At 46.6% G+C, this 13051-nt stretch carries 12 protein-coding genes; 7 read left to right on the forward strand and 5 right to left on the reverse strand.

Going from position 1 to position 13051, the window contains the following annotated elements:
• Window positions 1-15 precede the first annotated feature (15 nt).
• From OC443_RS25685 to OC443_RS25695, 3 genes are all read right to left on the reverse strand, one after another.
• Window positions 16-1488, reverse strand: a complete 1473-nt coding sequence (locus OC443_RS25685) for a bifunctional ADP-dependent NAD(P)H-hydrate dehydratase/NAD(P)H-hydrate epimerase (protein ID WP_073579536.1) — start codon at window positions 1486-1488, stop codon at window positions 16-18.
• Window positions 1489-1565: 77 nt separating this feature from the next.
• Complete coding sequence (locus OC443_RS25690) at window positions 1566-2006, reverse strand: PAS domain-containing protein (RefSeq protein ID WP_073579535.1); 441 nt, start codon at window positions 2004-2006, stop codon at window positions 1566-1568.
• A 3-nt stretch (window positions 2007-2009) separates the two neighbouring features.
• Window positions 2010-3017, reverse strand: coding sequence for a response regulator (locus tag OC443_RS25695; protein ID WP_073579534.1), 1008 nt, complete (start codon window positions 3015-3017; stop codon window positions 2010-2012).
• A 497-nt stretch (window positions 3018-3514) separates the two neighbouring features.
• Between OC443_RS25695 and OC443_RS25700 the strand changes: the two genes are divergently transcribed.
• Window positions 3515-3724 (forward strand): cold-shock protein, encoded by a 210-nt coding sequence (locus OC443_RS25700; RefSeq protein ID WP_073579533.1) that lies wholly within the window; start codon window positions 3515-3517, stop codon window positions 3722-3724.
• Window positions 3725-3783: 59 nt separating this feature from the next.
• Here the strand turns inward: OC443_RS25700 and pepT are convergent, their stop codons facing one another.
• On the reverse strand, window positions 3784-5025 hold the full coding sequence (gene pepT, locus OC443_RS25705; RefSeq protein WP_073579532.1) for a peptidase T: 1242 nt from the start codon (window positions 5023-5025) through the stop codon (window positions 3784-3786).
• A gap of 447 nt (window positions 5026-5472) precedes the next feature.
• Window positions 5473-5676, reverse strand: a complete 204-nt coding sequence (locus OC443_RS25710) for a chromosome partitioning protein ParA (protein WP_073579531.1) — start codon at window positions 5674-5676, stop codon at window positions 5473-5475.
• A gap of 416 nt (window positions 5677-6092) precedes the next feature.
• On the opposite strand from OC443_RS25710, the gene OC443_RS25715 reads away from it, so the two are divergent.
• From OC443_RS25715 to OC443_RS25740, 6 genes are read left to right on the forward strand one after another with little or no spacing between them, the layout of a single operon-like run.
• The gene (locus OC443_RS25715; protein WP_073579530.1) at window positions 6093-7049 is read left to right on the forward strand and encodes an AAA family ATPase; all 957 of its coding nucleotides are present in this window, start codon (window positions 6093-6095) and stop codon (window positions 7047-7049) included.
• A gap of 10 nt (window positions 7050-7059) precedes the next feature.
• Window positions 7060-7980, forward strand: coding sequence for a DUF58 domain-containing protein (locus tag OC443_RS25720; RefSeq protein ID WP_073579529.1), 921 nt, complete (start codon window positions 7060-7062; stop codon window positions 7978-7980).
• Window positions 7981-8454, forward strand: coding sequence for a DUF4381 domain-containing protein (locus OC443_RS25725; protein WP_073579528.1), 474 nt, complete (start codon window positions 7981-7983; stop codon window positions 8452-8454).
• Window positions 8455-8491: 37 nt separating this feature from the next.
• Window positions 8492-9430, forward strand: a complete 939-nt coding sequence (locus tag OC443_RS25730) for a vWA domain-containing protein (protein WP_370738720.1) — start codon at window positions 8492-8494, stop codon at window positions 9428-9430.
• Entirely contained in the window at window positions 9423-11321 is a 1899-nt protein-coding gene (locus OC443_RS25735) for a vWA domain-containing protein (protein ID WP_073579526.1), read from the forward strand. Before OC443_RS25730 ends, OC443_RS25735 begins: the two co-directional genes overlap by 8 nt.
• Entirely contained in the window at window positions 11315-12979 is a 1665-nt protein-coding gene (locus OC443_RS25740) for a BatD family protein (protein WP_073579525.1), read from the forward strand. The genes OC443_RS25735 and OC443_RS25740 overlap by 7 nt, the downstream gene beginning before the upstream one ends.
• Window positions 12980-13051 lie beyond the last annotated feature (72 nt).

Below are 13051 nucleotides of genomic sequence, written 5' to 3' on the forward strand. Positions count from 1 at the left end.
TTTTTCAGTTCACCATTAATTCACCAGATGGCGTAAATGAGGTAACAAATCGCTGGCCAGCAATCCCCGCTCTCCAAATGCTTTTGCGTTTTGGTCCGCAGCCATACTATGCGTTTGAACGCCAAGCCTTGCAGCTTGAGACAAATCGATTCCCTGCGCAATAAATGAGGTGATCACTCCAGTCAGTACATCCCCCATGCCTGCGCTTGCCATCCCCGGATTCCCAGCCAGACACACATAGGTGTTTTGTCCGTCACAAACTAACGACCCGGCGCCTTTTAATACGATTACACCGCCATAACGAGCCTGAAGCGCTTTGATTGCGGCATAACGATCCGCCTCAATCTCTGCAACGGTGGACTGAAGTAAACAGGCAGCTTCAGCCGGATGCGGTGTAATTACCCGGTTATCATCCTGATTGGGCTGCTGCATCAGAAAATAGAGTGCATCAGCATCAACGACCTTGGGTTTATCCGAAGACGCAACGGTCGAATAGATGCGGTAGGCTTTTTCATCCCTGCCAAGACCCGGACCAATCGCAAGAACATCACTCCACTGCATTCGTTTTTCAACAAATTCTGCAGAATCCCAGCAGGCACTCATGACTTCAGGCGTACTGACCAATAAAGGTGTCACATTGTACGCATGGCAAAGAACCGACGTCATCCCCGTCCCGCACTTTGCTGTCGCCATCGCAGCCAGAAGAATGGCCCCGCCCATGCCTTCATTCCCGCCAAACAGTAATGCTTTACCATGAGAGCCTTTATGAGATGACGCTTCTCTTTTTGGTAATACATGTCCGGAAGATTTGATCTGAATTGCATGAACACTCGGGCAATTCATATGATCAAATGCATCTTCAACACCAAGCCCGGCAAAATGCAATTCTCCCACATAATCTCTTGCTTTCCCGGTGACCAGCCCCTGTTTCAGCCCGATAAAACTCACTGTATGTTCGGCTTTCACCGCACCGCCAAGCACACTGCCGGTATCACCACACAACCCTGATGGAATATCAACAGCGATCACGGGCTTCAAACTTCGATTCAGCGCCTCAATCAGAGACAAAGTACTCATTCTCACCGGCCCCTTTAATCCTGTTCCCAGTAGTGCATCAATAATGACATCCACACTCTCCGGCACCTGATCATCAGGTTTTGAGACTTCTCCACCGTGGCTTCGCCAATGTTCGTAAGCCACCCGGGCATCCCCGGTTAAAGAATCAGGTCCACCGGTTTGCCATACCGTAACGTATATACCGACTGATTTAGCAAGACTGGCTACTATGTAGCCATCACCGCCGTTATTTCCTGAACCACAACAAATCAGCCAGTGTTCTGAACTGGGATACTGCGCCATTCCTATCGCAAAAACAGCCTGCCCTGCCCGTTCCATCAGGCTGTACATTTTCAGCCCTTTTGCATCAGCAGCGTGCTGCTCTCCTTCTCTGACTTGTTGGGTTGAGTAAAAAACATTGGTCATCGCCATAGACAAATACTCTTATAAAATATTTTTGTAAGCCACAGATGGACTGAAATCAGATCCGACGCTCCGGAGGTTACCGGCTACGCTTTGTGATTATCGGCCACCAAAGCTTCTGCAGTCGCATCCTGAATTGACAGGAAAATCGATTTGATATCACCTGTCGGGGTTCTCATCGGATTTAATGTGACATTCTGATACATAAAATCAGCCTGTTGAGTCACAGGCCTGACATTCCGGCACTTGAATAAATAAGGCCGCTGACGCCAGGTAATAAAACTCCGGCATCCCAGGTTATAAACCGGCTTCGTTTTGACCTCAAACCAGGCCCGGGGAATTTCAGGAAACAACTCAAATAAAGACAAACCAATCGCATCATGTGATTGCCTGCCACTGTGGTGAGTCATAAATCCGTTCCACAACTGCACCTTGTATTCTTTATCAATCACAATTAAACCAAGGTCAATATTCTGTACCATATCAACCATCCAGTGAAATTGCTCAAACTCTGCGGGAAGACTCATAACTTAAAATTCCTCCTCCATTAAATAAGCCAGCTTATTATCCAGAATCGGTAACGACTCATCGACAAACATAAAGAGCAAATCACACCGGATTGATGTGTTTTCAATGTTATAACTGACTTCAAAAGTCATGGTTTTATCGAATGAACCCGCCGTTGACTCAATGACCGACTCAATTGGAATATGCTGCCCAAGTAATACCGGCGGACTCTGGAAAAAACGAACTTCAGCCTGTTCTCCAAGGCCATTTAAAAACGCACCGACCAAAAGGTTAGACACATCAATCAACAACTCGATTTCTTTCAGATCTTCATTTTCAACCGGGACTTTCATCAGCTGTTTCATATCCGAAACACTGGAGTCACTGAGCAAAACTAATGCTTCACCCGCAATACCTTCACCACTGAATCCCTGACAAACACCGGAAACCTGATCATTTTCAGCCAGTTCTTTTAATGCCATATGTAATTCAGTGACTTCAAAAATATTCACATTAGGCAAAGGTAATTCCACAAATACATCAAAGTGACGGGCCAGTACATCCGCTGCACGGCCAATTGCAATATTTGCCACTTCCATATAAATGTCGCGCCGCTTCAGGACAGGCAACTCAAAAGATACAGGTGTCACAACCTGTGGTTTGACCGGCGCCTCTATCAAAGACTTCAGAACTTCTTTTAAAACATCCGCAGCAATCGGCTTTTGAATAAAATCTTTCGCACCCAGTTCAGAAACCCGCTCTTTCGCCTTCGGTTGTATATCACCTGAGACAACAATCACAGGCGTCGGATAACCAGCCTGTTTCATCGCTTCCAGCGTGCCAAATCCGTCAAGTTCCGGCATCGTCAGATCAAGAAACATCAAATCAAACTGATTTTCTTTCAATCTGTCCAGCGCATCTAAGCCATGCACGGCAAAAGTAACCCCGGCATTTAACGAGGCCGGTAATGATCTTGCTATCTGCTTTCTCGCCAGAGCTGAATCATCACAAATCAAAACTGAGAAGGACATAATTTCGCCTTAATTCATAACCAGTTAAGTTCATTGTATACAGAAAATGAGAGACCCACCAAAAAACAGAGAATCCAGAGCCCAAAATATTTAAGTTGAACAGAAAAACGGTCGTAAATGCACGCCAGATAATAAAAACAGAAGGCTGATTCGCCGGATATGTCAGTAACAAAGCGGGGGTTATACAATTGATAAATCAGTCATTTTCAGAGATATAGCTCAAAAAAAGCAGGTAAAAAATGTAACAAATGATTATTCTTCTCATATTTTTTTGAGCAAAGGACAAGTTTATTCTTAATCTTCCCGAAAAATAAATATTTAATTGACAAGCGAACAGATTACACTACACTCAAATGTACAGCTAGGAAGCAGTCCGTTGGTTACCATACGTCTTGTTGGATTATTCGTTACTCCCCGGTCGTTTGTACTCATCTTACTTTTCCACGCTATTATGGCCGTAATGGCTTAGTTTTACTTAGATTTACCAGGAAATAATTATGTCTAATACAGTGACTGGCACTGTCAAGTGGTTCAACGAAACTAAAGGTTTTGGTTTTATCCAGCAAGAAAATGGTCCAGATGTTTTCGCACACTTCAGTGCAATTCAAGGTGATGGTTTTCGCACTCTGACAGAAGGTCAGACTGTTGAGTTTGTCGTGTCTCAGGGTCAAAAAGGTCCTCAGGCTGAGCAGATCAAAGTTCTGTAAGCAATAACTCGAATTGTCAGAAATAGCCAGCCTTCGGGTTGGCTATTTTTTTATCTGCATTACTTCGATTCAGGCTGATAATATTGCACTGTTTTTTCTGCAATTTTCACAATCACACGAACGGCCTGCTGCATACCTTCAATCGTAATAAATTCATGAATACCATGGAAATTATAACCACCGGTAAAAATATTCGGGCAAGGTAACCCTTTAAAAGAGAGCTGTGCGCCATCTGTACCGCCCCGAATCGGACAGACTTTCGGTTCAACATCAGCATCGATCATTGCCTGCTTTGCAATTTCAATAATTTGTGGATGAGGCTCAACCATTTCTCTCATATTGGCATAGCAATCCGTAAATTTGATCTCTGCCCGGCCACGCTTCAGTTTTTGATTCAGGCTATCCACCATTTCCTGCATCACTTGCTTGCGCCGTTCAAGCCCATCATGCTTAAAATCTCTTAAAAGGTACGTCAACTCGCTTTGAGCAATGGTCATCACTGCGGTTGATAAATGATAAAAACCTTCATAGCCTTCCGTTTTTTCTGGTGTCTCGTCTTCCGGCATCATCATCTGGAACCGGGCAGCAATATTCATGGAATTCACCATTTTACCTTTTGCTGTTCCCGGATGAACTGAAACACCATGACAGGTCACAACGGCTGAGGCAGCATTGAAGTTTTCGAACTCCAGTTCACCTACCGGACCACCATCTACGGTATAAGCCCATTGCGCACCAAATTTTTCTACATCAAAAAGATCTGCGCCACGGCCGATTTCTTCATCTGGTGTAAATGCGATACAAATCTCACCATGAGGGATTTCAGGATTTTCAATCAACACTTTCATTGCTGTGATAATTTCGGCAACACCCGCTTTATCATCAGCACCTAACAGCGTATTTCCATCGGTCGTAATCAGGTTATAACCATGTAATGAATGCAGCTCTTTATACTGAATGGGAGATAAAACTTCATCCCCTTTTCCAAGCGCAATATCGCCGCCCTGATAATTCTCAACGATTTGCGGTGTGACCCCTTTGCCAGAGGCATCAGGAGATGTATCCAAATGTGAAATAAAGCCAATTGCAGGCACATCATGATCTACATTCGACGGCAACCGGGCCATCACATAACCATGCAAATCCAGACTGACATCCTGCAGACCTAATGCCATCAGTTCATCATAAATAAACCGGGCTAAAATTTTTTGCCCGGAGGTACTGGGACAACTTGATTTATACGGATTGGACTGTGTATCAAATGATACATAACGCAAAAAGCGATCAACCAGACTTTCCATAAAAGAATTCTCACGAAATAAATGATAATCAACCTATATTCAATAGGTTGATTCAGGATACTCATATACTACGGTGAGGTGTTTGTCTGTGTGTTGCTATAAATCAGTTTTTTGCAATTCAGTGGTGATATGTTTCACGGTTTTCACAGGGTGAAGGAGTTGACACAACAATTCATAAAAGTGTTTCGTTTTTGGTATTGGCTGAGTTCAGCCACCGGTATCGGACAGATTCTGAATAATGATTATCTGGAGGAAAGATAAGAATAATAATTTATGATAAAAATAAATAAGTTACAAAATTCATTGTTAAATATTGATAAATTTATTTGCTGAATACAACTTCATCAACTACGCTTAAATGGTCTCAGAGTTCCCTTCGCTGAACATATATACGCACCCAAGGTATACCTCTCGTTTTACGGGAGGTATATTTTTGGATCATTAGCGTTAATGCACCGGCACATCTGCATCATCAGCAAATTGTCCGAAATAGTTTTCAAGCACTTCCTGTGTCAGTTTACCTTCTGCTTCCAGCTGTTTTAACTTCGCCACAACTTCTTTTTGCTCTTCAATAGAAGGTAGTTTCACTTCTTCTTTCTTTTCCGGTGCCTGACCGGCCATTTCTTCAAGCGCTTTCTCTAAATCACTCATTAATCTGCTCTGCCTTAGTTTTCATTTTCAGGATCATTCAGGGCACATGTGATAAGCACACCTGAACACCTGATGAATCAGGCAGCCATACTATTCACTCTTAATCCATGCATCAAGGCTGAAAAATAAAATGGCATCGATTCCAGTCATAAATATACCAAACACTCTAAAGGTAAATGATTCGGATTGTTTATCACTCACAGGTTGAAATCAGTGTTTGTTTGCTATCAAATACACAACGAAACGGGCAAAGTCATTTACGTTATTGATAAGTTAGACAGGTAAGATTGACCTTATCGATAAAAATCATTCTATTCAGCAAGTTATCCGCTGATAAAGTAAAAATTAAGTGAACTTTTCTTTCGTTTCCCAAACTAATCCTCAGTAATTTAGTTTAACCAGGAGCATTCATTGTCATGCAATCGGCAGCGTTTCAAAAATTGCAGCACTATTTAAACAGCCAAATTATCGGCCAGGAATCACTGGTCAAACAAGTCTTAGTCGCTCTTCTTGCAGATGGACATATCTTGGTGGAAGGTCCTCCGGGGCTGGCTAAAACCCGGGCAATCAAATCACTTGCAGATTGTATCGAGAGTTCATTTCACCGGATTCAGTTTACACCGGACCTGCTTCCGGCTGACTTAACCGGTACTGATATTTTCCGGCCTGAAACCGGTGAGTTCAAGTTTCAGCCCGGCCCCATCTTCCATTCATTGCTGCTGGCAGATGAAATCAACCGGGCACCGGCCAAAGTTCAGGCAGCGATGCTGGAAGCGATGGCTGAGAAACAAGTCACAGCCGGGAGAAAAACATATCCCCTGCCAAAACTGTTCCTTGTCATGGCGACACAAAACCCGATTGAACAGGAAGGCACTTATCCGCTGCCTGAAGCACAGCTGGACCGTTTCCTGCTTCAGCTGAATGTCGACTACCCGGATGCAGACAGCGAGTTATCAATTTTGCGTCTGAATCGCGGAGAAGCGCAGGGAGTGAGTGCACCGCAACCGGAAAAACTCAGTCAGGAAGATATTTTCAAAGCCCGTCAGGCTGTTTTGAATATTCATATGGCTGAGCCGATTGAACAATATATCGTCCGGCTCATCATGGCGACACGTCACCCAAAACAATATGATGAAAAACTGGCTCAGTGGATTGAAATGGGCGTCAGCCCAAGGGCAACGATTGCACTTGATCGATGTGCCCGTGCCCACGCCTGGTTGAATGGCCGTGACTTTGTCAGCCCTGAAGATGTCCAGACCATGGCCTTCCCGGTATTGCGCCATCGTCTGCTGCTGACTTATCAGGCACAGGCCGAAGGTATTCATCCGAATCAGATCATTAACCAAATTCTTTCTCTGGTTGGTAGCGCATAAGAGGCAGAATATGGAACTACCCGCTTACAGCAACGGCGTCACTTTATGCCTGAAGGAACTGTTATTCTATAAACAGCAATGTGTCTCCTGGCTTCCCCCGGCAAGAAGCCTCTGGTCAACGATGGCAGGTCAGCATCAAAGCCGTAAACTCGGCCGTGGTATGGACTTCTCTGAGGTCCGCCAGTATCAGGCCGGAGATGATATCCGGACCATTGACTGGCGGGTTACAGCCAGAACCGGCAAACCCCATACCAAACTCTTCAGTGAAGAACGGGAAAAACCGGTGGTGATTTATGTCGACCTGAGTGCAAATATGCATATGGGTTCCCGCTTGCTGTTAAAATCTGTACAGGCGGCTCATATCGCAGCCTTGGTCTCATGGCTCTCTTTTACGCAAAAAGACCGGATTGGTGCGTTAATTGATTTGGGAGATCACCGGGTCGAAATCAAACCCAAAAGTCATCAAAGCAGCATTCTGACCATGCTGCAAAAAATGATTGAAGGGCAATCGGAGATTCTGCAACAAACCAGCCGGAACGCAGGTGAACATTCAATGGCAGATTCACTGGTCGCACTCAACCGGCTTGCTCCCAAAGGCAGTGAGGTGATTGTCATCAGCGACTATACCCGCTACCACGATGATATGACTTCTCTGTTTAATCAGTTGCGGCAACACAATCTGGTTCGCCTGATTCAGATTTATGATCCGCTGGAAATGGGAGAAACATCCTTCAGAGGTGTGGAGTCAGTCTCAGACAGCCATCAGACACGATGGTTAAACTTCTCGGCAGGAAAAACCCGCTCTGGTATAAAGAAAGCCTTTGAGATTCAGACAGACAGATTAGAATTACTGAGCAGAACTCAAGGCATTCCTTATACTCAATTATCCTGTGGTTTACCTTTACTGAAGCAACTTTCCGGGAAGTTTTAAATGGCTAAATCAATTTCAAATTTACTAGATCTGAAGCCCCTGCACCTGCCACCGGCCCCGTCATGGTGGCCTTTAGGTTGGGGATGGATCAGTCTGATCGCATGTACTGTGGTTGTCATTCTGTTGGTTCTCTGGATTGTCAGCAGATATCGTCGCTGGACAGCCCCGAAAAAAACAGCATTACGGTTACTCCAGCCACAACATGGCCAAATCACACCTTCAGATGCGATGGAGCTGGTCAGACAGGCATCCTTGTTTTACTACCCCCGCCAAAAAGTCGCCCATTTAACCGGCCGTGACTGGTATAAATTTTTGGATCAGCAACTGGGGCAATCACTTTTTGTACCGAATGAAGCACTGTGGCAACAAGCCCTTTATCAGGCCTCAACACCAGATGAAACACAACGTCTAATCAATGACTGTTGTGCCTGGGTACAGGGTGCGCTGCCACCAAAAAGAAAAAACAGGAGATAGGAAAGTTTTGGCTCATATCGAATTAGTCTGGTGGTGGATGCTGTTCTTGTTACCGCTTCCGCTGCTGGTTGTCAGATTACTTCCTCCCGTCAAACAACCTGCTGCCATTCAGCTTGCATACTTACCTCCGGAGGGAAGTATGACCCGGCCCAGTCACTGGCTGGCCCGGATCCTGGCCGCCCTCGTCTGGGGAATGCTGGTATTTGCCTGTACCAGACCTGTCTGGCTGGGCGATCCGGTGACAATACAACCCAAACACCGCGATCTGATGCTGGTGGTCGATCTCTCTTACTCCATGAGTCAGAAAGATATGAAGCAGGGCGATGATTACATTGATCGTCTGACAGCCGTGAAGCAAGTGGTCGGTCAGTTTATTCAAAAGCGTGAAGGTGACCGGTTAGGGCTGGTTCTGTTTGCCGACCATGCCTATTTGCAAACGCCGCTGACCTTTGACCGGGAAACGGTGAAGAAACAGCTGGATCAAACCGTTCTCAAACTGATTGGTACCAATACAGCGATTGGTGAAGGGATTGGTCTGGCGACCAAAACCTTCATTGACGGCGATGCGCCGCAACGGGTCATGATTCTGCTCAGTGACGGCAGTAATACCGCCGGGGTGTTAGATCCGATCCGGGCGGCAGAAATTGCCAAAAAATATCACGCTACCATCTACACCATTGGTGTCGGAGCAGGAGAAATGGTCGTCAAAGACTTTATCTTTTCACATAAGGTCAACACGGCAAAAGATCTCGATGAAGCAACTTTGACAAAAATCGCGCAGATCACCGGCGGGCAGTACTTCCGGGCACGCAACAGTCAGGAGCTATCTCAGATTTACGACAAAATTAATCAACTTCAACCGGTACAAAAAGCCGGACAAACATGGCGTCCGCAAACCGAGTGGTTCATCTGGCCGCTGGCATTTGCTTTTGTCTTGTCTCTCGTACTGGTGATTGTGAGGAGAAACCATGTCTGATTTTGTGTTTCTTTATCCCTTGTGGCTGACGGGCCTGATACCGGTAATCGCCGCGCTGGTCTGGCTGGCAAAACGCCGCCGGAAACAGCAGCTGATAGCGCCCCATATTGCACAGGCACTGGGGATATTTAATGGCCAGACGTCATCCGCCAAACTGGTGGTTATCGGTCTCGCCTGGACAATCGCGGTTGTTGCACTGGCCGGGCCGAGTTTTCAGCAACAATTACGCCCGGCATATGGCGATGCCCATGCGCGGGTGCTGGTCATGGATATGTCCCGCTCCATGTTTGCCACCGATAATCAACCCAGCAGGTTAACACAGGCACGTTATAAAGCCGCCGATTTGCTCCGGCAATGGAAAGAAGGCGTCACAGGGCTGGTCGCGTATGCCGGTGATGCGTATACCGTCAGCCCGATGACAACGGATTCCGCCACGATCGCCAACCTGCTGCCGAATTTATCACCGGATATTATGCCGTATCCGGGCGCGGATGCCTCCAAAGGTGTGCAACACGCCATCACCATGATGAAAAATGCCGGACTCAGTTCAGGTTCAGTCATTCTGATCACAGATGATTTAGATGAGCAGGAACAACAAGACATTGAGAAACTGTTGAAAGGTTCTCACTGGAAACTGGCAATTTTAGGCATGGGCACACTTTCCGGTGCACCGATTCCACAAAGTAATGGTTCACTGCTGAAAAATTCACAAGGACAGACTGTGGTTGCCAAGTCCAACTTCCCGTTGATGAAGTCACTGGCTCAGGATGTGGGCGGTACGTTTATTTCCGTGCAGCTCAGTAATCAGGATGTGGAAACGATTGTCCGTGCCACACAATCCAACAGGCTTGAGCAGACTTTAGCAAAAAGCAGCAAACAAAAAGTCAAAGACCGGATGAATAACGGCTACTGGCTGCTGCCGCTCCTGCTGATTCCCGCCCTGTTGCTGTTCAGAAGAGGGATTATTTTCTGCTGGCTCGGGCTGACTGTCGGCGCTTTGTCTTTCACGCCTCAACCAGCAGCAGCTTCTCCGTGGCTGAATCAAAATCAGTCTGCCAAGCAGCAGTTTGATCAGAAAGACTATCAGGATGCGGCTGCAAACTTCACCAGCCCGGACTGGAAAGGTGCGGCGTATTACAAAGCCGGTAAATATCAGCAGGCGATCGATGCTCTGTCATCAATTCAAAATCCGACCCCAAAACAGCAATACAATCTGGCAAACGCCTATGCCAGAAAAGGGGACCTGCAAAAAGCGGCTGACCTTTACCAGCAGGTGCTGGATAAAACGCCGGGCGATCAGGATGCAAAACATAATCTTGATGTGGTGAAAAAGGCGCTGCAACAGCAACAGCAACAGCAACAGCAACAGCAACAGCAACAGCAACAGCAGAACAAGGATAAAAAGAACCAGAACGACAACAAGCCGAAAAATCAGAAGTCACAGGATCAGAACAAACAACAGTCCTCCGGTAAAAACCAGTCGGACCAGAAACAGTCTGATCAGCAACAGCAAAATCAACAGTCCGGTTCTGAGCAACAGAATCAGCAACATCAACCCTCTGATCAGAAAAAATCCAACGCTGAACAGAAGAAAAAAGACCCACAGAATGACCCGCAGCAAGGTCAGTCTCAGTCAAAAGATCAAAAACAGAAGCAGGACAAACAGGCTCAGGCGAAAGCCAGCCGTCCGAAACAGGACAAACAATCTCAATCATCAAAACCTGAATCTGCGATGCAACAGACCCAAGACCAAAACAAACAGGCAGACCCGGAACTCCGTAAACTGGAGCAGGTTGAAAATGCCCGTGATCCAAGTCGCCTGCTCCGCGCACAGTTATTACTTCAGGCACAACAAAAAGCACCACCAGAGGACAACGGTAAAGCATGGTAAGCATTAAGAAACAAACCAAACCAGTGATGATGTCAATACTGGTCATGCTGGCTGGTTTACTGATCAGTCTGACCAGTTATGCATCTACTTATGCAACGGTCAGTAAAAACAAGGTCACTAAAAATGAACTGTTCCGGCTTCAGATCATTACCGATAAAAAAGCATCGAGTGATGACCTGAATCTGGATTCGCTGAGAAAAGATTTCTACGTCGATCGCCCCAGCTTCGGCACTTCCGTCAACATTATTAATGGCGACCGAAGTGTCCGCAGCCAGTGGGACGTTTCCATTGCAGCAACCCGCAGCGGCATTATCACCATTCCTTCTTTCACGGTCGGCAATGAAAAAACTCAGCCGATTGCAATTCAGGTCGGCAATGATCCGACACTGCCCGGTGATGATGAAATTGTTGAAATCCATTCAACGCTGGGTAAATCAACACTTTACCCCAATGAAAGTACGCTGTTACATGTGCGTCTCATGCTCAAAGCAGACACACGCCACATGCAAAACCCGCAAATTCAGCCACCATCGGCGCAAGGTGTCACTCTGGAAGCGGCCAGCCAACCGGATCAGCACCGGGAAATTATCAACGGGCTGGCAGTCACCGTGTTAGAGCAGAGCTTCCGGATCACCGCCACCAAAGCCGGAGATTTTTCTGTCACCGAGCCGGTTTTTACCGGTACCATGCTGTTTAACGGGATGCGCGGGCAGACCAAAGTGCACGCGATTAAAACTACGCCGAAAGTCTTCCCGGTCACAGTACTGCCGAAACCAGAAAATTATCAGGGCGTGTGGCTACCCACTTCGTCTTTATCCCTGAAGCAGAGTTGGGTCGACGGAAAAGGAAAACCGATTTCATCCGCTTCGGCAGCAATGAAAGTCGGTGATTCTCTCACCCGGACAATTCAGCTGCAAGTCAGCGGCCTCGGTCAGGAACGTATTCCGGACATCCAAATCAGTTATCCGGATTCACTGCGGGTTTACAAAGAAAAGCCGGACTATAAAACCCTTGATAACGGCGACACGCTGATGACGCTCAAACAGGTGTTGATTCCGAATCAGGCCGGACATATTGAAATTCCCGGTATCAGCCTGAACTGGTGGGACTCCGTCAACAAGAAGCAGAAAAAATCAATGCTGACCGGACTGAACCTCGACGTTGCGCCGGGCAAACCGGTTGAAACCATGATGTCTGTGCCTCAGGCGCCCGCTGCACCGGCAACGGCACCTCCGGCCAAAGAGATCAAAGTGAAGGATGCAGGCTACTGGCCTTATCTGGCCGCCGGTTTTGCCCTGCTCTGGCTGGTCACTTTCATTCTGTTGGTTGTGGTCTATCGTGAGCGCTCAAATACACCAAAAGCCACAGCGGAAAATACAGAGACTAAAAAAGCGGAGCACTCCTCGCTGAAACAGGCGATCAAACAAAAAGATGGCATCCGGATTCAGCAACTGGTGAATCAGCATCTCACTCAGTTCCCGGGTGAGGAGAATCTCCATGAAGAAATTCAGCATGAGGTCAACCGGCTACAATCCGTCATCTATTCCTCAGCACAGGATGATTATGATCCGAAACCGCTGATGAAGTTACTCGCACAGCTGGAAAAACAAGCAAAAAAAAGCGGGAAAAAGCAGACGGAAACACTGCCACAACTCTGACTTCCTTTTGAGCAATCAATGAAATGAAACGGGCCTGAATTGACAGGCCCGTTTTTTATTCTGCGGATTTAT

Origin of the sequence: Vibrio quintilis, assembly GCF_024529975.1 — a bacterium.
Taxonomy (GTDB): domain Bacteria; phylum Pseudomonadota; class Gammaproteobacteria; order Enterobacterales; family Vibrionaceae; genus Vibrio; species Vibrio quintilis.

Coding starts and splice junctions, on each gene's coding strand:
- OC443_RS25730 (WP_370738720.1), top strand. CDS start 8,492: ATGCTGTTCTTGTTACCGCTTCCGCTGCTGGTTGTCAGATTACTTCCT.
- OC443_RS25695 (WP_073579534.1), bottom strand. CDS start 3,017: ATGTCCTTCTCAGTTTTGATTTGTGATGATTCAGCTCTGGCGAGAAAG.
- OC443_RS25740 (WP_073579525.1), top strand. CDS start 11,315: ATGGTAAGCATTAAGAAACAAACCAAACCAGTGATGATGTCAATACTG.
- OC443_RS25710 (WP_073579531.1), bottom strand. CDS start 5,676: ATGAGTGATTTAGAGAAAGCGCTTGAAGAAATGGCCGGTCAGGCACCG.
- OC443_RS25685 (WP_073579536.1), bottom strand. CDS start 1,488: ATGGCGATGACCAATGTTTTTTACTCAACCCAACAAGTCAGAGAAGGA.
- OC443_RS25735 (WP_073579526.1), top strand. CDS start 9,423: ATGTCTGATTTTGTGTTTCTTTATCCCTTGTGGCTGACGGGCCTGATA.
- OC443_RS25690 (WP_073579535.1), bottom strand. CDS start 2,006: ATGAGTCTTCCCGCAGAGTTTGAGCAATTTCACTGGATGGTTGATATG.
- pepT (WP_073579532.1), bottom strand. CDS start 5,025: ATGGAAAGTCTGGTTGATCGCTTTTTGCGTTATGTATCATTTGATACA.
- OC443_RS25700 (WP_073579533.1), top strand. CDS start 3,515: ATGTCTAATACAGTGACTGGCACTGTCAAGTGGTTCAACGAAACTAAA.
- OC443_RS25715 (WP_073579530.1), top strand. CDS start 6,093: ATGCAATCGGCAGCGTTTCAAAAATTGCAGCACTATTTAAACAGCCAA.
- OC443_RS25720 (WP_073579529.1), top strand. CDS start 7,060: ATGGAACTACCCGCTTACAGCAACGGCGTCACTTTATGCCTGAAGGAA.
- OC443_RS25725 (WP_073579528.1), top strand. CDS start 7,981: ATGGCTAAATCAATTTCAAATTTACTAGATCTGAAGCCCCTGCACCTG.